Source organism: Streptomyces syringium (assembly GCF_017876625.1).
Lineage (GTDB): Bacteria > Actinomycetota > Actinomycetes > Streptomycetales > Streptomycetaceae > Streptomyces > Streptomyces syringius.
Window position 1 is genome coordinate 90,379 of the sequence record NZ_JAGIOH010000001.1, and the last position, 24,757, is coordinate 115,135.

Annotated in this window: 23 protein-coding genes; 12 read left to right on the forward strand and 11 right to left on the reverse strand. The window is 71.3% G+C overall.

Going from position 1 to position 24,757, the window contains the following annotated elements; genetic code table 11:
- The first annotated feature begins 1 nt into the window (after position 1).
- On the forward strand, positions 2–1,444 hold the full coding sequence (locus tag JO379_RS00445; RefSeq protein ID WP_209513231.1) for a leucyl aminopeptidase family protein: 1,443 nt from the start codon (positions 2–4) through the stop codon (positions 1,442–1,444).
- A gap of 5 nt (positions 1,445–1,449) precedes the next feature.
- Here the strand turns inward: JO379_RS00445 and JO379_RS00450 are convergent, their stop codons facing one another.
- Positions 1,450–2,547, reverse strand: coding sequence for a mechanosensitive ion channel family protein (locus JO379_RS00450; RefSeq protein WP_209513232.1), 1,098 nt, complete (start codon positions 2,545–2,547; stop codon positions 1,450–1,452).
- 243 nt (positions 2,548–2,790) lie between these two features.
- Here JO379_RS00450 and JO379_RS00455 point away from each other — a divergent pair, with 243 nt between their 5' ends.
- Complete coding sequence (locus JO379_RS00455) at positions 2,791–3,006, forward strand: DUF4287 domain-containing protein (RefSeq protein ID WP_209513233.1); 216 nt, start codon at positions 2,791–2,793, stop codon at positions 3,004–3,006.
- 45 nt (positions 3,007–3,051) lie between these two features.
- On the opposite strand, the gene JO379_RS00460 is transcribed toward JO379_RS00455, so the two are convergent.
- Positions 3,052–3,390 (reverse strand): MerR family transcriptional regulator, encoded by a 339-nt coding sequence (locus JO379_RS00460; protein ID WP_209518384.1) that lies wholly within the window; start codon positions 3,388–3,390, stop codon positions 3,052–3,054.
- 140 nt (positions 3,391–3,530) lie between these two features.
- On the opposite strand from JO379_RS00460, the gene JO379_RS00465 reads away from it, so the two are divergent.
- From JO379_RS00465 to JO379_RS00475, 3 genes are all read left to right on the forward strand, one after another.
- Entirely contained in the window at positions 3,531–4,334 is an 804-nt protein-coding gene (locus JO379_RS00465; RefSeq protein WP_209513234.1) for an aminotransferase class IV family protein, read from the forward strand.
- 170 nt (positions 4,335–4,504) lie between these two features.
- Positions 4,505–5,566: a M20/M25/M40 family metallo-hydrolase gene (locus JO379_RS00470; protein WP_209518386.1), complete on the forward strand. Its 1,062-nt coding sequence runs from the start codon at positions 4,505–4,507 to the stop codon at positions 5,564–5,566.
- A 245-nt stretch (positions 5,567–5,811) separates the two neighbouring features.
- Positions 5,812–6,408, forward strand: a complete 597-nt coding sequence (locus JO379_RS00475) for a dihydrofolate reductase family protein (protein WP_209513235.1) — start codon at positions 5,812–5,814, stop codon at positions 6,406–6,408.
- A 191-nt stretch (positions 6,409–6,599) separates the two neighbouring features.
- Here JO379_RS00475 and JO379_RS00480 read toward each other — a convergent pair whose 3' ends face one another.
- Positions 6,600–7,319 carry a TetR/AcrR family transcriptional regulator gene (locus JO379_RS00480; protein WP_209513236.1) on the reverse strand — a complete coding sequence of 240 codons (720 nt, stop codon included), beginning with the start codon at positions 7,317–7,319 and terminating at the stop codon, positions 6,600–6,602.
- Positions 7,320–7,498: 179 nt separating this feature from the next.
- On the opposite strand from JO379_RS00480, the gene JO379_RS00485 reads away from it, so the two are divergent.
- On the forward strand, positions 7,499–9,091 hold the full coding sequence (locus tag JO379_RS00485) for a CocE/NonD family hydrolase (RefSeq protein ID WP_209518388.1): 1,593 nt from the start codon (positions 7,499–7,501) through the stop codon (positions 9,089–9,091).
- Between the two features lie 64 nt (positions 9,092–9,155).
- Positions 9,156–9,632 (forward strand): DUF6314 family protein, encoded by a 477-nt coding sequence (locus JO379_RS00490; RefSeq protein WP_209513237.1) that lies wholly within the window; start codon positions 9,156–9,158, stop codon positions 9,630–9,632.
- Positions 9,633–9,659: 27 nt separating this feature from the next.
- Here the strand turns inward: JO379_RS00490 and JO379_RS00495 are convergent, their stop codons facing one another.
- Together JO379_RS00495 and JO379_RS00500 are read right to left on the reverse strand one after the other, a co-directional pair.
- Complete coding sequence (locus JO379_RS00495; protein WP_209513238.1) at positions 9,660–10,646, reverse strand: NAD-dependent epimerase/dehydratase family protein; 987 nt, start codon at positions 10,644–10,646, stop codon at positions 9,660–9,662.
- 74 nt (positions 10,647–10,720) lie between these two features.
- Positions 10,721–11,752, reverse strand: coding sequence for a YhgE/Pip domain-containing protein (locus tag JO379_RS00500; RefSeq protein ID WP_209513239.1), 1,032 nt, complete (start codon positions 11,750–11,752; stop codon positions 10,721–10,723).
- Between the two features lie 93 nt (positions 11,753–11,845).
- Between JO379_RS00500 and JO379_RS00505 the strand changes: the two genes are divergently transcribed.
- Positions 11,846–12,265, forward strand: a complete 420-nt coding sequence (locus JO379_RS00505) for a MarR family winged helix-turn-helix transcriptional regulator (protein WP_307841832.1) — start codon at positions 11,846–11,848, stop codon at positions 12,263–12,265.
- Between the two features lie 67 nt (positions 12,266–12,332).
- On the opposite strand, the gene JO379_RS00510 is transcribed toward JO379_RS00505, so the two are convergent.
- Positions 12,333–12,542 (reverse strand): hypothetical protein, encoded by a 210-nt coding sequence (locus JO379_RS00510; RefSeq protein ID WP_209513240.1) that lies wholly within the window; start codon positions 12,540–12,542, stop codon positions 12,333–12,335.
- A 298-nt stretch (positions 12,543–12,840) separates the two neighbouring features.
- Between JO379_RS00510 and proP the strand changes: the two genes are divergently transcribed.
- A complete protein-coding gene (gene proP, locus JO379_RS00515) occupies positions 12,841–14,361 on the forward strand; it encodes a glycine betaine/L-proline transporter ProP (protein WP_209518392.1) in 1,521 nt (506 codons plus the stop codon).
- 51 nt (positions 14,362–14,412) lie between these two features.
- On the opposite strand, the gene JO379_RS00520 is transcribed toward proP, so the two are convergent.
- On the reverse strand, positions 14,413–14,724 hold the full coding sequence (locus JO379_RS00520; RefSeq protein WP_209513241.1) for a hypothetical protein: 312 nt from the start codon (positions 14,722–14,724) through the stop codon (positions 14,413–14,415).
- A gap of 219 nt (positions 14,725–14,943) precedes the next feature.
- On the opposite strand from JO379_RS00520, the gene JO379_RS00525 reads away from it, so the two are divergent.
- A complete protein-coding gene (locus JO379_RS00525; protein WP_209513242.1) occupies positions 14,944–17,118 on the forward strand; it encodes a hypothetical protein in 2,175 nt (724 codons plus the stop codon).
- Positions 17,119–17,163: 45 nt separating this feature from the next.
- Here the strand turns inward: JO379_RS00525 and JO379_RS00530 are convergent, their stop codons facing one another.
- Together JO379_RS00530 and JO379_RS00535 are read right to left on the reverse strand one after the other, a co-directional pair.
- A complete protein-coding gene (locus JO379_RS00530; protein ID WP_209513243.1) occupies positions 17,164–17,823 on the reverse strand; it encodes an MSMEG_1061 family FMN-dependent PPOX-type flavoprotein in 660 nt (219 codons plus the stop codon).
- 133 nt (positions 17,824–17,956) lie between these two features.
- Positions 17,957–18,991, reverse strand: a complete 1,035-nt coding sequence (locus JO379_RS00535; RefSeq protein WP_209513244.1) for a D-alanine--D-alanine ligase family protein — start codon at positions 18,989–18,991, stop codon at positions 17,957–17,959.
- Between the two features lie 115 nt (positions 18,992–19,106).
- Between JO379_RS00535 and JO379_RS00540 the strand changes: the two genes are divergently transcribed.
- A complete protein-coding gene (locus JO379_RS00540) occupies positions 19,107–19,673 on the forward strand; it encodes a hypothetical protein (protein ID WP_209513245.1) in 567 nt (188 codons plus the stop codon).
- A gap of 147 nt (positions 19,674–19,820) precedes the next feature.
- On the opposite strand, the gene JO379_RS00545 is transcribed toward JO379_RS00540, so the two are convergent.
- Entirely contained in the window at positions 19,821–22,217 is a 2,397-nt protein-coding gene (locus tag JO379_RS00545; protein ID WP_209513246.1) for a collagenase, read from the reverse strand.
- Between the two features lie 227 nt (positions 22,218–22,444).
- Positions 22,445–23,410 carry a LysR family transcriptional regulator gene (locus JO379_RS00550; protein ID WP_209513247.1) on the reverse strand — a complete coding sequence of 322 codons (966 nt, stop codon included), beginning with the start codon at positions 23,408–23,410 and terminating at the stop codon, positions 22,445–22,447.
- Positions 23,411–23,540: 130 nt separating this feature from the next.
- Between JO379_RS00550 and JO379_RS00555 the strand changes: the two genes are divergently transcribed.
- Complete coding sequence (locus tag JO379_RS00555) at positions 23,541–24,734, forward strand: metallopeptidase domain-containing protein (RefSeq protein ID WP_245381320.1); 1,194 nt, start codon at positions 23,541–23,543, stop codon at positions 24,732–24,734.
- Positions 24,735–24,757 lie beyond the last annotated feature (23 nt).

Sequence of the window (24,757 nt, forward strand, 5' to 3'; positions counted from 1 at the left end):
CGTGGTCCGCGTTGCGGCCGGTGACGCCGGCACACCGGCGGACGTCACCGCCCGGCCCTGGCATACGGGGGCGTCCGCGAGCTCATTCTGCCGACGCCGTGGGTTTACGGCCCGACTGGGTCAGGTGGTCGCCGAACCGTCCCCCGACGGCCGCTCGATCGTCCTCAACGTCGGCCTGGGCCCGGCCCGCTCAGCCACGGCCGGCGCCTTCCGCCGTGCGGCCGTGGCAGCGGTGCGCGCGGCGGGCCCGGCGCGCACGCTCCGACTCGATCTCGCCCTGCCGGACGACAGTGGCGTCCCGGCCGCCGACCGGGCCCGCGCCGTCACGGAGGGGGCCGTGCTCGGTCTGTACCGTTACGACGACTTCCGGTCGCAGAAGTCGGCGAGCCCTCTGCGCGAAGTGACCGTGGCGACGTCCGAGCACGGTGCCGTCGCCGAGGCGCTGGCCGTCTGCGACGGCACCTGCTTGGCCCGCGACCTCGTCAACTGCCCGGCCGACGCCCTGACGCCCACGGCGTTCGCCCACCGCGTCCAGCACCTGGCGGATACCGTCGGGCTGTCCTGCACGCTGCATGAGGGGCAGGCTCTGACGGATCTGGGGCTCGCCGGCCTGGCCGCCGTCAGCCGGGGCTCCCACGCGTCAGCGGGATACGTGGAGGTGGACTACACGCCACCGGCCGGGCCGCCCGCTCTCACGGTCGGTCTGGTCGGCAAGGGCGTCACCTTCGATTCCGGCGGACTGTCCCTGAAGCCGCCGGGCGAGATGCACGCGATGAAGGCCGACATGGGCGGTGCGGCCGCGGTCGTCGGGGTGTTCGCCGCCCTGCCCCGGCTGGGTCTTCCCATACAGGTCCGTGGGTACCTGCCGCTGGCGGAGAACATGCCGGGCGGCGGGGCTCTGCGCGTGGGTGACGTCGTACGGCACCTCGACGGGACGACCACCGAGATCACCAACACCGACAACGAGGGGCGTGTGATCCTGGCCGACGTCCTCGTGCGCGCCACCCGCCCCGGGCCCGGCCGCGTCGATCTCGTGATCGACGTGGCCACCCTCACCTCGGCCGCGGTCCATGCGCTCGGTACCCGGACCGGGGCCCTCTTCTCCCCCGACGGCTCGCTCGCCGACACGATCCTGACGGCGGCGCGCCGGGCGGGTGAATCGCTCTGCCGACTGCCGCTCCTCGCTCATGAACGCCGGCATCTGCGCTCCACGGTGGCCGACCGCGTGAACTGCTCCCACCGGCACGGCGACACGGTTCAGGCCGCCTTGTTCCTCCAGGACTTCATCACCCCCGGGACTCCCTGGGCGCATCTCGACATCGCGGCACCCGCGTACAACGACGAGACTCCGTACGACGAGGTGCCGCATGGCGGCACGGGCTTCGCCGTGCGCACACTGATCGAGACGCTGAGGCTCCTGTCGGCGCAGCACCATGGACGCTGAGACGGTCAGGCCGTGGTACCGAGGCGGCCCGGGGCGGCGTCCAGAGACGGGCGGGGATGCGGGATCACGGCCTCCCCGCTCTGCTCCAGGGAGACGGTTCGTGCCGGAGCGGGGATCCGGATGCCCTCGCTGCGGTACCGCTGGTGCAGGCGCTTGATGAACTCGTGCTTGATGCGGTACTTGTCGCTGTACTCGCCGACCCCGAGGATGACGGTGAAGCCGATACGGGAGTCCCCGAAGGTGTGGAACCGGACGGCAGCCTCGTGGTCGGACACGGCTCCGGTGATGTCCTTCATCACGCCGTCGACGACCTCGTTGGTGACCCGTTCGACGTGCTCCAGGTCGCTGTCGTAGCCGACGCCCACCTGCACCGTGACGGTCAGCTGCTGTTCGGGCCGGCTGAAGTTGGTCATGTTCGTGCCAGCGAGCTGGGCGTTCGGGATGATGACCAGGTTGTTGGAGAGATCCTCCACCACGGTGTTACGCCAGTTGATGTCGCGGACGTAGCCCTCCTCGCCACTGCTGAGCCGGATGTAGTCGCCGGGCTGGACCGTCTTCGAGACGAGGATGTGGACGCCCGCGAAGAGGTTGGCCAGCGTGTCCCGCAGCGCGAGGGCGATCGCCAGGCCGCCCACGCCGAGGGCGGTGAGCAGTGGGGCGATGGACACGCCGAGGGTTTCCAGGATGATGAGGAAGCCCATCGCCAGGACCACGACGCGGGTGATGTTGACGAATATCGTGGCCGATCCGGCCACGCCGGATCTCGACTGCGCCACGGACCGCGCCAGCCCGCTGATCACTCGGGCGGCGGTGAGCGTCGCGGTCAGCATGACGAGGGCCGTCAGCGTCTGGCTGACGATGTGTCCGACCTGCCGGGTCAGCGGGAGGGCGGCCGCTGCCGCCGCCACGCCCGCGGCCACCGCGGACCAGGGGACCAGTGTGCGCAGCACGTCGACGATGATGTCGTCCCCGGTCCATCGGGTCCTGCGGGCCCGTTCGCCGAGCCAGCGCAGGATGACCCGCAGCACGAGCGCCAGGGCCAGGCCGGCGGCCACCGCGATGCCCGCGGCGATGACGTCGTGCAGTGTCAGAGCCCGGTTCATCGGCGTGCGCCCTCCGTTCCGTGGAGCGGAGCGACGGGGTCGCTCGCTGCCGTGAGCCCGGAGTGATGTTTCGTCACCTTGTAGTCCCTGCCTGTCCCGACGGTTCGAACACGCGCCGGGCCGTGAGGTGGGCCGGCGCGAGAAGTCATCCTGCACCACCTCCGTTCCCCCCTCGCACGCCCGGGTACCTGAAGGGGGCTCAGCGCAGGGCCGGATGTCAGTGGTCGGTGGCAGACTGCGGCCATGACTGAAAACGTGAAGGGTCCCGCCAGCTACTTTCCGTCGATCGAGAAGAAGTACGGCAGGCCGATAGCCGAGTGGAAGAACCTCATCCGCACTTCGCCCCTGACCAAGCACATGGAGCTGGTCGGCTGGCTCAAGGCCGAGCACGGCCTGGGGCACGGCCACGCGAGCGCCCTCGTCGCCCACACGCTCGCGGAGGCCGACGGCGGTAAGTAGCACACCCCTGCTGCCGTGAGGAATGAACGCGGCACCGACTCCGGACTACGTCAGGTAGCCGGCCAGGGCGTCGCGGCTCCGTCGGAGCTCGTCGATACGTTCGTCCGTGGCCGCCAGCTCCCGTCCCAGGACGGCTCGCAGGTCCACGCACATGTCGAGCTCCGGCCGCTCGCCCCGGGCGCACGGCAACACCGAACGAATCACCTCGGTGGACAGCCCGGCATTCAGCAGGGCGCGCACCTGCCGCACGGTGACCACGGATTCCTCGTCGTAGTCGCGGTAACCGTTCGCACCACGACTGGCGTCGAGCAGTCCCTGCTCTTCGTAGTACCGCAGCATCCGCGGCCTGACCCCGGTTCGCCGGGACAACTCCCCGATCAGCACGTATTCCACCCCGTCCGAGGTTGACCTTCCCATTGGTGTGAAGCCTTAACGTCGCCCCAGGAGCAAACATTCCGTGCACGCGGACCGTGCCCGGGCGGCCTGTTCCTGCCTCCTCTCGATTCCTACCGCGGAGCGACAGCGTGACCTCTTTTGTTGTGCAACGTAACGGCCGGGCGGCGACCACCGAGGAGTTGGCGCCGCTCGCCTTCGCGGGCTACGCCCACTTCACGGCCATGCAGGTGCGTGGGGGCCGGGGCAGGGGCCTCGATCTCCACCTGGAGCGATTGCGGTCGGCCTCGGTGGAGTTGTTCGGTCAGGCACGGCCCGACGATCAGGTGCGGGCCTTCCTGCGGGCCGCGCTGGAGGACGGTCCGGCCGACGTCTCGCTGACGGCCACCGTCTACTCGCCGACGGGAGAGTTCACCGCGGGTGAGGCCGGTGCGCAGCCGGAGGTGCTGGTCCGCACCGGCCCGGCCGCGTCCGGCCCCCAGGGACCGCTGGCACTGGCGACGGTCGAGTACGAACGGGTCCTCCCCGCCGTGAAGCACGTCGGGGAGGTGGCCAAGACGTACTTCCTCCGGCAGGCCGTCGGGCAGGGCTTCGACGACGCCGCCTTCGTCGACCGCCGGGGCCGGCTCAGCGAGGGGACGATCTGGAATCTGGCCTTCTGGGACGGCGCCGCGGTGGTGTGGCCCGAGGCCGACATGCTGGGCGGGACGACCATGGGCATCGTCCGCCGGCAGCTGGACCGTCTCGGCGTCCCCCAACGCGTCCAGGAAGTCACGCGCGCCGACCTGCCGGCGTTGGCCGGGGCTGTGGTCATGAACTCGTGGACGCCGGGGGTGGCGGTGCACCGGATCGGCTCGGTGCCCCTACCTGAGGCACCGTCCTTCCTGGAACTGCTTCACCGGGCCTACCGGGCCGAGCCGCTCACCTCGCTGTGAAGGCCGGTCGGGCCGAGTCCCGGTACTGAACGCGCGAGGGCCCCTCGGCCGGTGGTACGAGCGCTTCCCGGTCAACGGGCCCCGGTCGTGGTGTACTCCACTCCGCCACGGCCCACGAGTACCCTGGCGACGTGACCAAGCACAAGACCGTCGACGTGAGCGTTGACGCGATGCTCGACGACCTCAGGACACTCGTCGAAATCGAGTCCCCGTCGCGCGACCCCGAGGCCTTGGCGGCATCGGCCAAGGCTGTCGCCGCTGTCATCGAGAACCGTCTCGGCGGGCGGGCCACCCTCGTGGAGAGCGAAGCGGGACCGCACGTCCACTGGTCCGCCGGTGGTGAACCCAAAGTCCTGCTCCTCGGTCACCACGACACGGTGTTCCCGCTCGGCACCCTGGAACGCCGCCCGTTCATGGTCGCGGACGGGCATGCGACCGGCCCCGGGGTCTTTGACATGCTCGGCGGTCTGGTGCAGGCCGTGCACGGCCTGGCGACGCTCGATGACCCGTCGGGCGTCGAGATCCTGGTGACCGCCGACGAGGAGGTCGGCTCCCGTTCTTCTCGCGCTCTCATCGAAGAACGAGCCCTTGCCTGCGGCGCCGTGCTGGTGGTCGAGGGCGCCGCTGACGGCGGAGGCGTGAAGACCGGCCGCAAAGGCTGCGGCACGTTCCACGTCTCCATCGCGGGCCGGGCCTCGCACGCGGGCCTTGAGCCCGCGGCCGGGGTCAACGCCCTGATCGAAGCTTCACACCAGGTACTGGACATCGCGGCGCTCGGCCGGCCCGATGTCGGCACGACGGTGACCCCGACCGTCGCGTCCGCCGGGACCCTGGACAATGTCGTTCCCGCGGCGGCGACCGTTGTCGTCGACGTCCGGGTCGAGTCGGCCGACGAGAAGGAGCGCATCGAATCCGCGTTCGCGGCACTGGCTCCGCATCTCGATGAGGCGACGATCACGGTTCGGGGATCCATCAGCCGGCCCCCGATGCCCGAGTCGGCTTCGGTCGAGCTCTTCGCCGTGGCACGGCGCCTGCTTCCCGGCCTCGAAGGCAAGGCAGTCGGCGGCGGCAGCGACGGCAACTTCACGGCCGCCCTGGGCGTGCCGACACTCGACGGCCTGGGAGCGGTCGGGGGTGGTGCCCACGCCGACCACGAGTTCCTGGTGATCGACGCCATGGCCGAGCGGGCGAACCTCGTCGCCGGACTGGTGCACGCGGTGCAGCACGCATAGCAGGTCCCGGGCCGCGTGAGGAGCTCCGACGGTGGCGTCCCGCGCCGGGAATCGCGCGCGGTCACGTCATACCGCGTTGCTCCCGGCCGCTCGGCTAGGGTCGGATCCGAAGACGGATCGTGGCGGTGAACCGGCCGGGGTGGACCGGCCGGTGGGCCGGCGGCGGGCCGAGTGGTGCGACGGTGCCCGTGCTGTGGCCCGGGCGAGCGTGCCGTGCCTCCGGACGAGGATGAGGAGCGAGTCCCGTGCGCATCGTGGTCACGGAGTTCATGAGCCTGGACGGCGTCGTGCAGGCACCGGGCGGGCCCAAGGAGGACACGGACGGTGGCTTCGCCCATGGCGGCTGGTCGCACCCGTTCTTCGATCCGGAGGTGATGGGCGGCGTCTTCGACGACGCGCTGGCCAAGGCCGGGGCGCTGCTGTTCGGGCGTCGGACGTGGCAGACGATGGCCGCGGCCTGGCCCGGGCGAGCCGGTGACCCGTTCGCCGACCGGATGAACGCCATTCCGAAGTACGTCGTGTCCCGGACGCTGGGCGACGACACGCTGACGTGGGACAACACCACACGCATTCCCGGCGACGAGGCCGTCGCCCGCATCAGGGAGCTGCGCGCGAGGGACGACGGCGACCTGTTGGTCATGGGGAGCCCCACGCTCGTGCGCGCCCTCCTGAGCGAGGGTCTGGTCGACGAGCTCCGGCTCATGGTCGAGCCGGTGATCCTCGGCGGTGGAAAGACCATCTTCCCCGACGACGGTGTGCTGCGCGCGTTCGAGCTGGTCTCCACGGTCACCAGCGGTACGGGCGTGAATGTGTGCACCTACCGGCCGGTCGCCGAGCGGTAGGCCGGTCCGGCGGCGTCGTGCGGCCTGCCCCTGAAGGTGCTCCGTGAGGGACGCGGCCGCGCGCGCCCACCGGGGCCGGCCCGGGGCGCGCGTGCTTCTCCGCGACGCCGCCGGTCAGTTCGCCCGGCTCTACCGCCCCGACAGCCCACGGCCCTTGTCCGCTCCGGCGTGAACACGGCGAGCGGACAGCGTCATCGGGAGGCGTCGAGGCCGTCGATCAAGCGGTCGAGGAAGCGGGTGAAGGTGGCTTCGGGGGCCGTGGGGCGCCCGGGTGCGGAGAGGGCTTCGGCGAGCTCCGGGTGGTGTCCGTCGGCGGCGACGGTGGCGAGGTAGCGGGCTTCGGCCGCGGCCCGGTCGGGCTGGTCCGCGGCCGCGGACTGAGCGATCTCGAAGCCGACGTGTCCGGTGACGAAGCCGGTGAGCTGGCTGAAGATCTCCAGCTTCGCGGTGCCGTCCAGCCCGGTGGGCCGCAGGGCGGCGAGCGCGCGCTCCAGGAACGCCAGCGTGTTGGGGCCGAGCGTTCGGCGGGTGGACAGCGCGGCGGGGAGCCAGGGATGGCGGAGCATGAGGGCGCGCTGGAGATGCCCGATGGCCTTCAGGTCGGTGCGCCAGTCGCCGGTGAGGGGATCCGTCACCGGGAGTTCGCCACTGACGTGATCGACCATCAGCTCCAGCAGCGTCTCCTTGTCGGGGGCGTAGCTGTAGAGCGACATGACGCCGGCCCCGACCTCGGAGGCGACTTTGCGCATGGTGACCGCCTCCAGCCCCTCGGCATCCGCCAGGGCGACGGCCGCGGACGTGATCGCCTCACGGCTGAAGGTGGGCTTGCGGCCCCTGCCGGGCCGGCCGGGGCTCAGCCAGAGCTGCTGGGGATCGATGCCGGTGGCGCCGGTCCCATCACGACGGGTCATGTTCTTCTCTTCCCTCTCCCGATCGCCGGGGGTTGCGGAGGCCATCCAAGCATCCGCTATTCTCGTACAACGTACGGGAATGACGGAGGAGAATCCACATGCCCACACACGCGCACGACGTCGTGTCGAAGCCCGCCTGGACCGCACCGACGGGGAAGCCGCCGTTGAGCTCGCGGATGATGAGGGCGACGTGGCGCGGCCTTCCGGCGAAACAGCACGACATCGGGTGGGAGCCCGGGCTCGTGGTACCGGCCGCCGACGGCAGTCCCTTGGTCACGGACCACTACTTCCCCCGCACCGAGGGCGACTTCCCCACCCTTGTCGTGCGCTCCCCTTACGGCAGGGGCCTGCCGTGGTCACCCCTGTACGGCGTGCTCTTCGCCGAACAGGGCTTCCACGTGGTCCTGCAGAGCTGCCGCGGCACCGGCGGTTCGGGCGGCGAGTTCAGCCTGTGGCGCAACCAGGCCGCCGACGGCCGGGCCACGGTGTCCTGGCTGCGTGCGCAGCCCTGGTTCAACGGAACCCTGGGCACCATCGGCCCCAGCTACCTGGGCTATACGCAGTGGGCCCTCGCCCAGGATCCGCCACCGGAGCTCAAGGCGATGGTGGTACAGGTCGGTATGCACGATCCCCATGCCTATTTCCACGCGGGCGGTGCGCTCAACCTGGAGAACGTCCTCGTCTCCGGCGCCGGTATGACGTTCCAGCACCAGGGGATGGCACCCATGCTGAAGGCGACCCTGCGCCTGCAGCGCCGCCTGCGCGAGATCACCACCGCGCAGCCGCTGCGCGGGGCCCACGCGTCCGCCCTCGGTGAAGTGCCGTGGCTGGACGAGGCGATGACCAACACCGACGCCGACGATCCGTACTGGCGCGGCACGTCCATGGGAGAGGCAGCCGAGCGACTGGCCGTGCCCACCGCTTTGATCACCGGGTGGCACGACGTACTGCTCGACCAGACCCTCGAGCAGTACGGCCGACTGCGTCGGGCCGGGTGCGAGACGGCCCTGCTCGTCGGCCCCTGGACCCATACCTCCGCGCTCCAGAAGGGCTGGCCCGAGGTGTTCACCGAGAGCCTCGCATGGCTGCGCGCGCACCTGTGCGACGACCCTTCCGGCCTGCGCGCCACCGGAGTGCGCGTGCACGTCGGCGGCGGGGAGACCTGGCGGGACCTCGCCGAATGGCCGCAGTCCCCGGGCACGGTTTCCTGGTTCCCCACCCCGGACGGGCATCTCACCCGGCAGCCGCCTACGGACTCCACACCGCTGACGACCTTCCGCTACGACCCGGCCGATCCCACCCCTTCCGTGGGCGGGCCCCTGCTCTCCCGCGGTGCCGGTCCCCGCGACAACAGGGCCCTGGAGGCACGGGAGGACGTCCTGACCTTCACCGGCCCGCCGCTGACCGAGCCGATGGATGTCCTCGGACCGGTCACCGCGCAACTGCGGATCTCGACGGACACCGGATACGCCGATGTCTTCGCCCGCCTTTGCGACGTCGACGCACAAGGCCGTTCCACCAATGTCTGCGACGGGCTGACCCGGCTGCGGTCCACCGGTCAGGTTGCCTCGGACGTCACCGTGGCGATGAGCTCCACCGCGTACCGCTTCGCCGCCGGTCACCGCATACGGCTGCAGATCAGCGGGGGCGCCCATCCGCGCTATGCCCGTAATCCCGGCACCGGGGAACCGGCGGCCGATGCCACCAGCTTCGTGCCGGTGCACATCACGCTGCACACGGACTCGGCGTTGGACCTGCCGCAGGGCGCCTAAGGGGCCGGGCCCCGTACCGATGGCCGCTCACCGGTGGCGCGCGGCGCCGGGCGATAATGCGGTCATGAGTTCCACCGCCCACGATCCACTCCCCGCCGGGGCCCCGGCCCCGCATCCCGTTCCCGATGCGGTGGCCTATCTGGGCGGGCAGTGGGCGGTCGACCGTACGCTCCTCGATCTGGCCACCGGTACCGAGGGGGCGTTCCGCGGCACGGCCGCGTTCCGGGCGTCCGGCGACCCCGCGTACGTCCTGCACGTCGAGGACGGCGAACTGACCTGGAACGGCACCGTCAACCGGGCGGGCCGGACGCTCCGGCTGTACCCCGGGCCGGACGGTACCGCCGAGGTGACCTTCACCGACGGCCGCTTCTTTCACTCCCTGGATCTGCGCACGGGCCGCTGGAACGTCCGCCACCCGTGCGCCGACGACCTCTATGAGGGGACGTTCACCGTCGTCTCCCGGGACGAATGGCATCTGCGCTGGCGCACCACCGGCCCGGCCAAGGACCAGCTGCACCGCTCGGTGTACCGGCGGCGGTAGAGGCCACGGCAACGGGTGGCGTGGGGTTCAGTCGAGAGCGTCGAGCAGTTCGCGCTCGCGCCGGGCACTGAGGCCCGCACGCCTTTCGCGGCCGAGGCCCTGCCCGCGTTCCCAGAGCAGCGTGTCGGCCAGCACGTCCGACCGGGGGCGATGCCGCAGCCCTGTGGCACGCGCCGCGGAACCGTTGCGGGCCGACCAGCCTTCCCAGCCCGGCTCGACCGCCCACATCGGCAGCGACTCGGGGCCCGCGAACTCGGCCACGCCGTGCGCGAGCAGCCATGCCGCGTCGACGGTGGCCACCGGGCCGGTGTGCCCGCCGATGGTGCGGGACAGCGCGATCCACTCCTCGAAGGGAACGATGGGGCCGACGGCGTTGTACGTGCCGACGGTCCCCGCCTCCGCGGCGTCGAGCAGCCAGGCGGCGAGGTCCCGGACGTCGACCACCTGGGTCGGCATGGCGGGGGCGTCCGGCACCAGCATGGGACCCCGCGGATCCCGTGCGGCCCGAGCCACCCAGTAGCCGGAGCGGCCGCTGTGATCGCCGGGGCCGCCGATGAGGCCGGCCCGTGCGACGAGGAGCCGGTCGCCGACGGCCTCCGTCGACGCCTGCTCGCAGGCGGCCTTCGCCTCGCCGTACAACTCGCGGCCGACCTCGCTCCGATCGGTCGGGGGCAGGAGCGCCGCCGACTCGTCCGCGTCCGGTTCGGCATGGGAGGCATAGGCGCTGACGGAGGAGATGTAGGCCCAGTGCCGTGCCCTGTCGCCCAACGCGTCGAGGGCTCCACGAACGAAGCCGGGCTGCCATGACACCTCGACAACGGCATCCCACATGCGGTCGAGCAGCGGCTCGTACGCGGAAGGGTCGCGCCGGTCGGCGGGCACCAGCACCGCTCCGTCCGCCACTTCTCCGCTTTCGCCGCGCGCGAGGCACGTCACCCGGTGACCACGCTCGACCGCCTGCCGCGACAACTCGCGGCCCACCCATGCCGTACCACCCAGAACAAGGATCTCCATGCCCGCACTCAAGCACCGCACACAGCGGGCACCAATAGGGTTCGCCACGAGCGGATCCACGGGCGGGCGGTGGGTCAGACGCCGACGGCTTCTTCCATCTCTTCCTCGGTGTCGGCGGCGACCGTGGTCGTGGCCGGGGTCCGCCGCCGGGCTTCGGTTGCCCACGCGAGGCCGGTCACCGCCAGGCCGGCGAGCAGCCACAGGGCCAGTGTCCCTACGTGCCGGCTCAAGCCGGCGTCGTTGAAGTAGGCGAGGCCGCGGGTGCCCTCGACGAAGGCGGCACCGTTCCAGAACCCGTGCAGGGAGGCGAAGAAGCCGTTCTGCAGCTCGGGGCGGAAAATGCCCCCGGAGCTGGTGAAGTTGAGCATCACGAACAGCACCATCATCGTCAGCGTCGTCCACCGCTTGAGGAAGGTGTGCAGCCCGGTGCCGATCAACAGGACACCGGCGGAGTAGAGCCAGGCCATCCCCCACAGTCCGCCCAGCCCGTGGTCGACGAGGTGGAAGACGGGCCCGGCCAGGAGCACGCCGATCACGCTGACCACCACGGAGGTCGCCACGGCCAGCAGCGCCCGTATCCGCATGGGCAGGACCGCACCGGCGCCGCCGATCACCGCGACGGACGCGTACGAGCCGATGCTGACGGCGACCAGCAGGAAGAAGATGCCCTGCCCGGTCGGGTCGTCCTTGGCGGGCGGCGCGATGTCGGTGACCTTCAGCGGGGCGCCCTGGCGGGCGGCCACGGGCGTGAACACCTTCTGCACGACGGTGGCGGTGGTGTCCGATCCGGCCGAGGCGACCAGCAGCTCGGGGCTCTTCCCGTCGGGGACGAACGCGCCGAAGATCTCCTGGTGGCGCAGCTGGTCCTCCGCCTGCGCCCGGTCGTCGACGGTGTGGACGACGAGGGCGTCACCCGCCTTGCCGGCGAGGGTCCGCGCGAGGTCCTGGGCGCCGGCGCCGGATCCCACCACGGCGACCGGCAGGTCGTGCGGTGCGGGATCGGCGAACGCGCCGAGGTAGGCCAAGCCCATGCCGACACACATGAGCAGCGGGGTGAGCAGATGGGTGAGGACATGGCGCAGCGCGCCGCCCGTCGCGGATTTCATGGTGGTTCCTCGACTCCCCCGAAGGGAATGGTTGGCATCTACAACTACTTAATCCGGTTGTACTGTACATCTAGATAGGGAAGAGAGGCCACCGTGTCCGACCGCGACGATTCCGTCGAGACCATCCAGCGCGAGCTGACGGCTTTCGCCCGGCGCTCCCGGGCCGCCGCCGCCCGGATGCACCCCGAGCTGTCACTGGTCTCCTTCGCCCTCCTCGCCCACCTGGAGGACCAGCGCGGCTGCCGGGCCACCGACCTCGCGGACCAGTTCCTGCTCAACAAGTCCACCGTCAGCCGACAGGTCGCCGATCTCGAACGTCTCGGCCTCGTGGAACGCCGCCCCGACCCGCACGACCAGCGGGCGCAGATGCTGCATCTGACCGCCCGCGGCACCGCCGCCCTGACGCAGGTCGGCGGCCATCGCCGCGCGGCCTTCCGGGAGCGCCTCGCCGACTGGGACGAGACCGACCTCGCCCGCTTCGCCGCCTACCTGCTGCGCTACAACACGTCCTGAACCGGCTGCCGGCAAGAGCCCGCGGCGGGAGGTGCGGCTCCGCCTCCGGGCCGGCCCTTCCCTCGCGTCACGACCAGACGCCGGGGCCCCCGCCCTGCCAGTCGATCAGCGCCGCGTCCTCGAGTCGCACGTCGTCCTTCGGGACCCCGGCCCGGCGCATGAACTCGTAGAGGTCGATCACCCCGTACGCCGTGCCCAGGACCTCCCGGCCGACCGTCACCTGCCGGCCACCCGACGGAGACGGCGGGTGGACGACGATCCGCACATGTCCTGGCATGGTTCCAGCGTCCGTCCGCCGGGGCCCGGACGCATCCCGGGAGCGACCTCCGGGACCGGCGCCGGTGCTCCCACTCACACGGGTCCGGCGCGACGGGCGGGTCATGGGCCCGTCGGGGCCCGGACACGGTTCAATGCATAAACCGCAAGATACGGCCCATGCGTACATGAACGCCCCAGGAGCCCCAGCGCCTGGATCCCCGACCCACCGGCAGGTGACCGTGAGCGCCGATCGCAAGAAGACCCCGAAGGCCGGGCGCACCGCCCCCTCGCGCGGTGGCGCGGTGGCCACCGACCGCATGCTCCGCACCCTGCTGCGGCGCCGCAAGAAACAGCTGAGCATCGAGGACGTCACGGTCACCGACCGCCCCGAGGTCCGCCGCGCGGTGCTGGCCGCAGCGCTGGGCAACATGATGGAGTGGTTCGACTTCGGCGTGTACGCCTATATGGCGGTCACCCTGGGCAAGGTCTTCTTCCCTTCCAGCTCCTCCGGCGCGCAGGTCATCGCCGCCTTCGCCACCTTCGCGGCCGCCTTCCTCGTCCGGCCTCTCGGAGGCCTTGTCTTCGGTCCGCTGGGTGACCGCATCGGACGCCAGCGGGTGCTCGCCGCCACGATGATCATGATGGCGGTGAGCACGTTCGCCGTCGGTTTCCTGCCGGGCTACGCGACGGCCGGATTCGTCGCGCCCGTGCTGCTGCTCGTCTGCCGTCTGGTGCAGGGCTTCTCCACCGGCGGTGAGTACGCCGGAGCCACCACCTACATCGCCGAGTACGCACCCGACACCCGCCGTGGGTTCCTGGGCAGTTGGCTCGACTTCGGGACGTTCGTCGGCTACGCGCTCGGGTCGGGGCTGGTGACGGTACTCACCGCGGTCCTCGGTACCGACGGCATGACCGACTGGGGCTGGCGTCTGCCCTTCCTGATCGCCGGGCCCCTCGGCCTGATCGGTCTGTACATGCGGATGCGGCTCGAGGAGACGCCCGCCTTCCGCGCGGAGACCGAGGCGGCCCGGGCGCGGACATCGGGCGCCGTGGGCTCCCATGAGGAAGAGGTCGAGCAGGCACGCCAGTCCGGCCACGGACGGCTGAAGGAAATCTTCACCCGGCACTGGGAGGCCGTGCTGATCTGCATGGGGCTGGTGGTCGTCTACAACGTCACCAGCTACATGGTCACCTCCTACCTGCCGACGTACATGACCGAAACCCTCGGCAAGAACGCCACGACCGCCCATCTGCTGATCCTCGGCACCATGGTGCTGGTGGCTCTGACCATCACCGTCGTGGGACGCTCCTCCGACGTCTGGGGGCGCAGGCCGATGTTCATGGCGGGCAGCGCCGCCCTGATCGCTCTCGCCGTCCCCTCGATGCTCCTGGTCCGCGCCGACGGGGCCCTGCTTCCGGCGTTCGGCTGCCTGGTCCTCGGGCTGCTGCTGGTGTGTTTCGCGGGCACCGCGGCCGCGACGCTGCCGGCGCTCTTCCCGACCCGGATGCGCTACGGGGCGCTGTCCGTCTCGTACAACATCTCCGTCTCGCTCTTCGGCGGCACCACTCCCCTGGTGGTGTCCGCGCTCCTCGAAACGACCGACAACGCCATGATCCCCGCGTATTACCTGATGGCCGCGGGCGCGATCGGACTCGTTTCGGCGTTCTTCCTCCATGAGACGGCGGGCAAGCCGCTGCGCGGCTCGGGGCCGATGGTGGAAACACCGGAGCAGGCCCGGCTGCTGGTCGCCGACAGCCGGACCGAGGCCGGCCGTCACGCCAGGGACATCTGGACGCGCCTGCGCCACCCGGGCCACAGCCATGACGAAGAGCGCTGAGCGGGGACGGCCGTTCCCCCGCACCGGCGTCCGGGGGAAGAGCCCCGTGGGTCAGTCCTGCCGCTCGAAGGTGACGACGCACCCGTCCGGGGTGGTGACGGTGAACCGGCCGCCGACGACCTCGACCGGATAGCTGACGAGTTCGTCGCTGGAGGTGCTCATCACCAGCGTCGACTCGTCCGGCATCTGGGCCGTGCCCACGTCCCACACCGGCAGCCCCTGGTCGGGGTCGCGGGTGGCGAGGTACCGGGTCCCCGGACCGATGGTGAGTGCGGCCGGGTATCTCCGAGCGCACTCGGAGTCGGAGACGCGACGCCAGCGGCCCGAGACGAGCCGCGGTTCTGAAGCGCCCGGATCCGTCATAGTGCGGTCAATTATAGGCGGCTTCGCCTGGCCGGGGCCGACCGCCGCTCGCCATGTTGCCGCGCTTCCTCTCGGGGCGCAGGCTGAGTTGGGAGAAGTCTCTGCCGTGTCCGGCCCGTGCGTCCGGGGCCGAGGGGGGCGGGGACCGGTGCGGACAGGGACAGGGCACGGACCGTGTCCCCCCTGCGTATCGGCCCGTATCGACCCCAGGAGGACTTCATGTGTGACCGCGCACGACAGACTTCCGACGTCGACGAACACCTGTCGCCCAACAGCGCGGACGTGGTTCCTCCCGGGGTCCCGGTCGCCGTCCCGCTCACGGTCGAGGACGAGTCACCGGCGGCACCGGGCACCTCCGCAGCGAACGCCGACGCGCCCGCCCCGCAGCCGTCCTCTCCGCTGAGGCCGTGCCGACCGGACTTCCGCGACGGCTGCTACCAGATCACGATCCGCCCGACCCTGGGCTCCTTCCAGAGCATCGTCGGAACGTTGCGGGTCGACCGGGAGGCACCGGCCGCCGGGCCGGACGGCGTCATCATCAGCGGCGACCTGTACCGGCAGCCGCCACCCGTGGCGCAACCGGTCGGGGACGCCCCGGGGTCGTCGTCCCTGTCCGGTGCCGTGCTCGACGAGGACACGCCGGTGGTCCCGGGCGCCCCCGGCGAGTCCGTCGCCGCCGCGGCCAGCCGGGCGGACGGGCCGCTCCCCTTCCCGCGACGGCGTATCCCGATCTTCCCCCGGGACCAGTACCGCTCCTATCTCAAGGGCACGCGCCTGGTGGTACCGAGCGCCTCCCTGCCGGGACAACCGTGTCAGGTCACCCTCGACGTGGACGAGTTCGCCTACACGCAGCCGTCGGCCGGTTCGTTCCAGGGGTCGTTCCCGGACGCGCCCAGCCGGTCGCTGAGATGCGTGCTGAACCAGGTGCCGGGCACCTCCCCCTCCCCGCTCTTCTCCGGACCGAGGTTCGAGGGCCGCATCCTCGAAGGCGGCATCGACCGGGGCTCGGTGACCCTCACCTGGGTGTCGAGCTTCCTGCGCCGCGCCGTCCTGGAGATCGACACGCTCAACGGGGCCGTCCCGCCCGAGCCGGTCCCGAGCCCGTCCGGCACCGGAACGGAGTTCTTCGACACCGTCTATGCGACGGCCCGCTGGCAGCTGACCATCGACCGCGCCGAAGGGCAGACCGACATCCCGGCACCCGCGGGCGTCGACCCCAACGCCTGCTGGTCGACGGCCGACCTGCACGCCCTCATGGCGAGCGTACGCAAGGCCGGCACCAACCTGGACACCGAGTGGCGCACCCACCTGGTGGTCGTCCCGGCGACCATGGGCTGCTCCCGCGGAGTGATGTACGACCAGATCGGGGCCCCGCGCGAGGGGTCGGCCAGCTTCAGCGACGACGGCTACCCGAGCAGCAGCTCCCCGAACTTCGGCACCGCGGCCGACCAGCGGCAACGGGACGTACTGCGTGCCTACCTCCGGTCGGCGACGCACGAGGTGACCCACGCCTTCAACCAGATCCACCAGGAGACCGAGACCGCCGCGGACAACTCGATCATGACCACGACGCCGAGCGTGGCCGATGTCCTGGGCGGCCCCACGACCGGTGCGCCCGGGGTGTTCCCCGACCAGATCAGCCTCGGCTTCAACACCACGGTGCGCAACCATCTGGCGCACATGCCGGATCCGGTGGTGCGCCCCGGCGGCTGGCCGTTCGGCGGCTGGTTCCCCGCCGGTGCCCCGCAGGCGTCCGACCGCAACCTCTTCTACGCGAGCGAGCTGAAGTTCGAGGTCAGTGCCGAGACCGATCGCGCGCCCCTGGGCGCACCCGTCACCGTCTCGTGGAAGCTGACCAACACCTCCGACGCCGACCTGCTGGTCCCCAACGACCTCCGGATGGAGGCGCTGTACACCACCATGTCGAGCCTCGACGAGAGCGGCGAGGAGAGGCCGGTCCGCCCCTTCGTCATCACCTGTGAGGAAGCGAAGCTGGCCCCGCTGGAGCCGGGCGGCACCCTGGAAGGCAGCTACCGCGTGTTCTGGAGCTCCGACGGGTTCCCGCTCGAACGACCGGGCCGGCACACGGTGACGGTGACGGTCGCGTGGTCGGCCGGCGGCCTGCCGGTCGGGGTGACCGGCAACTGCGACATCTGGGTGGACCGTCCCACGTCCGACGCCGAGAACCGGGACGCCGCCCTGGCCATGCATCCGGACGTCGGCAAGTGGGTCGTGCTCGGAGGCGGGGCCTACCACCTGAAGGAGGCGGTCTCCCGGCTGCGCACGCTGGACGGCGGCGGCACACGGAGCACGAACGAGGACGCGGGCGGACGGTCGCGGGTCGCGGACACCTTCAGCGATCTCGAACTGATGCCGGACGGCCGGACGGCATGACCGGGCCGGGTGCGCCCCGGTACGGACGCGTCCGCCGGACAGTTCCTAGGCGTAGCGGTACTTGAGGGACTCCTCCTCGGCGCGCCGGACGTCCTCGACGGTGATGCCCGGCATGCGCAACTGGGCGAGCGTCACTTCCGCGGAGGACGGCTGCGCATCGGGGGCGAGCCACTCGTCGGGCTTCCAGGCCGAGCCGCGCAACAGGGCCTTGGGACAGTGCGGGTACACCTCGTCGATCTCCACCACCAGCGCGCTGACCGGCCGCTTGCCCACCGCGGTGAGTTGGTCGAGAAGCTCGGGCCGGGCGGAGACACACGCCCGGCCGTTCACCCGGAGCGTGGACGTACGGCCGGGAATGACGAAGAGCAGGCCGACGTGGCCGTTCTCCAGCACGTTCAGCATGCTGTCGAGGCGCTTGTTGCCGGTGGCGTCGGGGATGACGAGGGTCCGCTCGTCGAGCACGGTCACAAAGCCGGCCGGCCCGCCGCGCGGGGTCGAGTCGCAGCGGCCGTCCGCGTCGGCGGTGGCGACGAAGACAAGGGAGGAGAGGCCCACCAACTCGCGTGTCTTGTCGGTGAGGTGTCCCATCTCCTTGCGGACGGCGGCGGCGCCCGGCATCTCGTACAGCGAACGCAGCCCCGCGACGTCTCGTACGGAATCCTTGCGCAGCTCGTCGAACAGGCTGGTGGTGACGGCGTCAGTCATGAAGCGCACCCTAAAACATGCCTTCGGGTCTGCCCAGTTACGGCCGGGCGGGACCGGGCTCCGGCCTCGGGCCCGGCCCCGCAGCGAGCGCCGGGCGGTCACTCCCGGGCAGCACGCGATCTCGGTGGGCGCGTCACGTCGCGAGGTCCACGATGCGCTGGATCAGGTCGGGGTAGGTCCACTCGGCCCCGGACGCCGCCAGCGGCAGCAGGCTCGTCGCCGTCAGGCCCGGGAGCGTGTTCACTTCCAGGCACATCGGTTCGCCGTCGGCGTCGCAGCGGAAGTCGGTGCGCGAGTACGCGTCATCGCCGAACCCCAGCGCCTCGTGCGCGCGCAGGGCCAGCTCCTGCAGGCGGGAGGCGAAGTCGGCGGGGACCCGCGCCGGGCACACTTCACTGACGGCCCCGGGCTGGTACTTGGCCGTGTAGTCGAACATCGGCGTCGTCAGCTCGATCTCGACCACGGGGAGCACCTGGCCGCCGACCACGGCCACGGTGAATTCCCGGCCCGGGAGGAAGGGCTCCACCAGCAGCTCGGCATCACCGGAGTGCACCTCGGCCGCGACCTGTGCCAGCTGTGACAGCGAGTCGACCCGGTGGACCGACACACTCGAACCGTCCGCGACCGGCTTGGCCACCACCGGGCCGGCCGCCACCAGCCGCCGCACCTCCTGGGGCACGTCACTCACCCCGGGCCGCCACAGCACCCGCTCGGCCACCGGCACCCCTGCCGCACCCAGCACCGCCTGGGCCCGGCCCTTGTGCCACGCCGCCGCACAGACCGCGCTGTCCGCACCGGTGAACCGCACACCGGCCATCTCCAGCAGCCCCTGCACATGCCCGTCCTCGCCCCAGCCGCCGTGCAGCGCCAGGAACACCAGCTCAGCGTCACGCAGCAGTTCCAGGACCGGGCCGCCGGTCAGGGCGGCGTGCATGCGCCCCCGCAACAGGTGCCGCTCCGCCGGGGACGGCGGCTCCTTGCCGACCGCGACCGCGTCGACCACATCACCGGGGCGCAGCGGCCCGGCCAGGACCGGCTCCGCGGCGGCCGGGTCGACCAGCACCGCCTCGTGTCCCCGCTCGAGCAGGGCCCGGGCGACCGACCAGCCCGAGGCCAGGGAGACATCTCGCTCCGGGCTCTCTCCACCGCACAAGATCACAATTCGCATACTGGGATTCTGCCGCACTCCCCCTCCGGACCTCGCTCGCCACCTCCCCCGGGGCGGGCCGGGGCAGCCGCGGGCCGGAGAGCGCCCGGCGCGGCCGGGGCCGTACGGTGGCGGGGTGACTGACACCGTCGAGGCCATCGAGGCCGCTCTGCGCCAGCGGGAATGGGTCCCGACCGGGAACGAACAGGATCTCGGCGGGGAATTCCTCCTCCGCCGCGGTGAGCTGCAGAAGCACCCGCGTCCGGCGATGCCCGTACGGCCGGAGCCGTGGGGCCCGTGGACGACGCAGTACCTGGCCTGGCTCACGGACCTGGTGGGCATGGCGGACGCTCTCGTCGACCAGTGGCGGTCCCGGTGTCCGTCCGGGAGCCCCATAGTGACGCTCCTGCGGTCGTACGTCGCCCCGGCGCGGCCCTTCGGCCCGCTCGCCCACCACATGGAGCGGGCATGGCTGGCCGACCCGCCCGTCCTGCCCACGGCGGACGAGGTCGTGCACCACGCCGAGCGGCACGGATGCTCCCGGATGGAGGCCGAGCGGACCCTGGGCGACCGCGCGGTCAAGGCATGGGAGGACGGCTGCCTGCCGGTCGCCGCACGGAGGCAGATCGACGACGTCACCCGCAGCATGATCAACACGGGGTCCGTGCTCGCCACGGCCGTCATCGGTGACGCGGGCCGCTGACGGTTCCTCCCGCCCCCGCTCCCCGCCCGTGAAGGGCCCGGCGTTCCGTCGGGCCCTTCACTGTCTTCACGTCCGTCGCGAGCTGGTCGGGCCCGTTGGGACGCGTTTTCCGGCCGGGGCACACGCCCGGATCACGGGGTGGTTCCGTCAGCCGCGGAGGGGGCCTTCGCAGGTGAAGTCCGCCGAGCCCGCGGGACGGTCGGCCCAGAGGTCGATCTTGCCGAAGGAGCAGTTCATGTCGGCGAAGTTGTTGGTGCCCTTCTTCGTCCGGTCGAGAATGAAGTAGTCGACTGTTTCGGACATGTCCTTGAAGACCAGATCGGCGTTGCCCGGGCTGCTGAGGTTGGCGGTGATGCGGCCCGTGCAGACGAAGCGGGGGCGCTGCGGGTCGTCGTTGCTGCGGCAGTCGGGCCTGGTGCCGGTCGTGGCGGCGAAGGACGCGCGGACCGTGGCGGGGTGGCCGGCGTCCAGCCCGCCGACGGGCGTGTACGTGGTGTTCGGCACGTACAGGTCCTTGACCTTGGCGATCTGCTGGTTCAGGAACGTGTCGTACGCGCGCTGCAGGTTGGCGTCCCTGCCGAGACGGTTGCGCCAGGCGTCAAAGCCGGCCGGGTCGTTGGCCCGCGTGTAGCCGTACATCTCCTTGAGCAGCGACGGTCGTTCGGACCAGAGGAACTCGAAGAACGTTCCGGCGTAGGAGTAGAAGCGGAAGCCGTCCCGGTCGTACTCCGCGTGCAGCAGCTGGTCGACGCTCATGCGCGGCTTGCCGCCGGCCGTGTCGTTGATGATGCTCTGCACCAGCGACTTGCGGACCTTGATGCCGTCGTCGCGGGTGGCGCCGTCGAAGAACTCCGCCGTGCCCTCGTCCATCGCGGTGGTGCGGTCGCCCTGGTACCACGGGCCCTCGCCGAAGAAGCCCGGCACCGCCCAGCGGCCGTTGAGGTAGTGCGTGTACTCGTGGCGGAACAGCTCCTCCAGCGTGAGGGTCGAGTCCTGCGGGACCCGGCGCTCGTAGGTGTAGAAGGTGGCGCCCTTCTCGATGTAGATGCCGCCGTTGTTGGTGCTCATGCCCGTCAGCAGCGGGTGGTAGATCTCGTAGTCGGAGCGCGAGGCGTACAGCACGATGTTCAGGCTGGTGTTGGTGTCGCCCGCCAGCGGCTGTTCGGTGCCCAGGACGCGGTGGAACTGTGCCTTGACCTGCTTGCTCGCGTAGTACAGCCGGTCGACGGTGGTCCGGGCGAGTGCGGTGCGGACCTTGATGGCGCCGTTGTCGTAGGTGTAGGTGTGCGGGAAGATGCGGCGCTCGATGTCCGTCTTGCACACCCCGTACTGCTTGCACGCCTCGAACTCGTTGAGCCAGGTGACGACCTTGCCCCACGGCTCGCTGCCTTCGCCGAAGTTGCGCACGGTGGTGCTCAGCAGCCCGCCGAGGGCGGAGGTGATCTCGCTCTTGAGTGCGCCGACCTGGCCGAGCCTGCCGTATTCGCTGACGCCGTCGCGGGCCACCCAGGCGTTGGCCGTGCCCTTGAGGTGGGTGTGGTCGGCGAAGGCCTTGAGGGCCGCCCGGTAGGAGGGGTCGGCCGTCACCGCGGCGTGGAAGGCGCTGTCGTGGTTGCCCGGGTAGACGCCCAGGTAGTTGAGGGAGAGGGCGGCGAGGGCGGCACCTGCCCAGGAGGTGTCCCGTGAGGTCGCGGGGTGGGCCGCGTCCATGGTGGCCAGGACGCGCTTCATCAGGGGGAGCTGGTGCTGGCGCAGGCCGGGCGCGCTCGCCGCGTAGAGGGCCTCGCGCAGGGACTCGGCGTTGGTGCGGGTGACGTCGAAGGTACGGGCGGCCGAGCCGAAGGAGTACACCGCGCGGCGCATGGCGTCCACGGTCGGTGCGTCGGTGACGTCGATCTCGTCGCGCGAGAAGTCGTGGTAGGCGACCGCGTGGAGGTAGGTGAACATCTCCAGCAGGTGAGTGCCGTTCTTCCCGTCGTGCGCGGCGGCCAGGCTCTCGATCCGGCGGGAGACGGCCTGCACGTGCGCCTTCGACATGACGGGGACCAGCCGCTGGTCCCAGGTCCACAGGATGTCGCGCAGACAGCCGTCGGCGGTGACGGCCCGGTCGGCGAGGAAGTCGGCGAACTGCTCGGGACCGAGCCTGGTGATGCCGTCGAGCGTGCAGGGGACCGCGGTCCTCCCGACGGTGGCGGTGGGGGCGGGGGACGCGGGCTTCCCCTTGCCCTGATCGGCCTTGCCCTTGCCGGTCTTCGGCTTGTCGGCGCGCAGGCCCGGCACGCGCCCGTCGGTGAGGCCGCCCGGCGCGGTCGGTGACTGGATGGCGGGCCGGGGGGCCTCGGCCAGTCGGGTGACCTCGTCGAAGGGGTTCGGGGTGGGCGTGTCCGGGCGCGCGGTCGCCGCGGGAGCCGCCGCGGATGAGGAAGCGGGCGAGGACGCGGGCGAGGAGGAGTCCGCGTAGCCGGTTTGGACGGCGGTGGCGCAGAGCGTCGCCGCTATCGCGGCGGTGAGCAGGGATCTGCGCAGGGTTGTGGACTGGTACACCGATGACTCCTGTGTGGGAGGTGTGGAGTGAGCCGCACGCGAAGGGACGGCGTGCGGGCCGATGACGGCGCAGCGGTGCTTCAGCCGCCTCCGAACAGGCGGTACGTGGGGGACCACTGCGGCGCCATGTGATGTGTAACGTAGTAATGTGAAATGTTACTGACAAGCCCTCAGGGGACTTGAGTTCGGTAAAACACCAAGCGGATGACTGAACTCCGCAAGTCCTGTCAGTCGGTCAACCGGGCCGACATCGGGTGGTGTGCGCGCCACCGCGCATACGCCGGACTGGCCGTGCAGGTGGACAGGTACCCCTCCCCCACCCTGCGGACGATCTCGTCGCCGTGCGGGGCGAGCGGCCCCTCGCGATGCCAGGCCAGCACGTGCCGGTACCAGAGCGGATTGCCGGACAGCGGGCGGACCGCGGTGCCCGGGGCCTCGGCGAAGGTGGCCTGGCAGAGGCTCACGGCCAGGCCCGACCGGACGAGTTCCACCAGTTGCCGCCCCTCCGCCTCGTAGGGCGCACGGGGTTGGCGTCCCGTCAGTGCGAAGGCGGCGGACCAGTACTCCCGGGTCCGGTCGCCGTCGGACCGGGGTACGGCCCAGTCCTCCTCGATGAGACGGTTCAGGCCCACCTCCTCCCGCGCGGCCAGCGGGTGGGAGGACGGCAGCAGGGCGAAGACCGGTTCGGTGACCAGCGGGCGCAGCTCGACGGCGCGGTCGCACGTCAGCTCCCGGCCGGGGTTGTCGCCGAGGACCGCGGCTTCCAGACGTTCCGCGGCGAGGTCGTCGAGGAGCGGCACCGGGGAGTTCCGGCACCGTGCGGTCACTTCCGCCCCGGGCAGCGTCTCGCGGACCGCCAGGACCAGATGACCGAGCAGCGGGGCGCCCACCGAGCCGACGCGGACCCGGTCCGGCGCGGCCCGGCGGCGGGTGGCGCGGGCCGTGTCGGCCAGCAGGCCGTCGACACCCGGCAGGATGGACCGGGCCCGCGCGAGCACCAGTTCACCGAAACCCGTGGCCACCACGCCGGTGTGCAGACGGTCGAAGAGGGCCCCGCCGAGCATGGTCTCGATGCGCCGCAGCTGGGCGCTGAGCGCCGGCTGGGACATCCGCAGTGCCGACGCGGCACGGGTCAGGCTGCCGGCGTCCTCGATCGCGCACACCACCCGCAAGTGCCGTAGCTCAAGCTCCATGGCGCGGATGTTATGGAGCGGCGTGAGCTTCCGGACAGCCCCAGGCCGCAGCACTCTTATGCGAAGGATCACAGGGCCGTGCGAACGATCACGGGCCCCACGACGGAGGGTGTGCGCAGCCATGAGAAGAATGCTTCCTTCGAGGCCGGTGGTGCCGGCCCTGCTGTCGACGGTGTTCACCGTCGTGCTGCTCCTTTGCACGCCGCCCGCCTGGGCGGGAAACAGTGCGGGGGTACGGGACAGGCCGCTCGCGTGCGCCCTGCCCGGCGCCACCGGCTGGACGGACGCGGGCCATGACACCGACTACTCCGTCTTCAAACGCCCCACCGGTGTCATCAGGATCGCCATGATCTTCGTGGACTTCCCCGACGCGCCCGCCACCGAGTCCCCGGCCTCCGACAGCGCCCGGATCACCCCCGGCGCGGACTGGGTGAGGCAGGCCTCCTACGGCAGGGCACGACTGTCCATCGCCGAGCACCGGCGATGGGCGCGCATGCCGCAGCGCTCCACGGACTACGGCTTCGCCCGCGGGCTCAGCCACGAGACGCACGAGGCCTGTCTCAAGGACGCCGTGACCGCGGCCGACCCGTACGTGGACTTCTCCCGCTACGACATGGTGTACGTGGTCCCCACCCGCAACGCGTCGGCCATCTCCTTCACTCCGACCTATATCCACGAGCCGGGCACGGCGGGCGTGGTCGCCGACGGCCGACGCCCGGCATGGGCGGTGACCTTCGGTCAGGACATGTGGCACTGGGACCACCGGCTGGTGGGCCACGAGAGTGCGCACGCCTTCGGCCTCCCCGATCTCTACGCCTTCGACGCGGGCGGCGACACCCACCGCTTCACCGGCGGCTGGGACGTGATGGGTCTGATCGGCGGGGCAGGCTCGCAGTACTTCGCGTGGCAGTCGTGGAAGCTCGGCTGGACGCACGACAGCCAGGTCGTGTGCCGGGCGTCGCGGGGCCGCGACACGGTCCGTCTGACCGCGGTCGAGTACGGCGGCGGCACGAAGATGGCCGTGATACGCACCGGCCCGACGACCGCCTACGTCGTCGAGTCACGGCGGGCGGTACGGGCGGACGCCCGGGCCTGCGCGACCGGCGCCCTGGTCTACAAGGTGGACTCGTCCGTGCCGACCGGCAAGGGACCGATCCGGGTCGTGGACGCCGAGCCCGACGCCACCCCGGCGAGCGGCTGCCGGCCGCTGGACGACGCCCCCTACCGGGCGGGCCGTTCGTTCACCGACTCCGCCGCCGGCGTCCGCATCGATGTCCTGAGCTCCCATCGCCACGGCGAGACGGTCCGCGTCACCAGGTCATGACCGACGAGGACGGGTGACGCCGG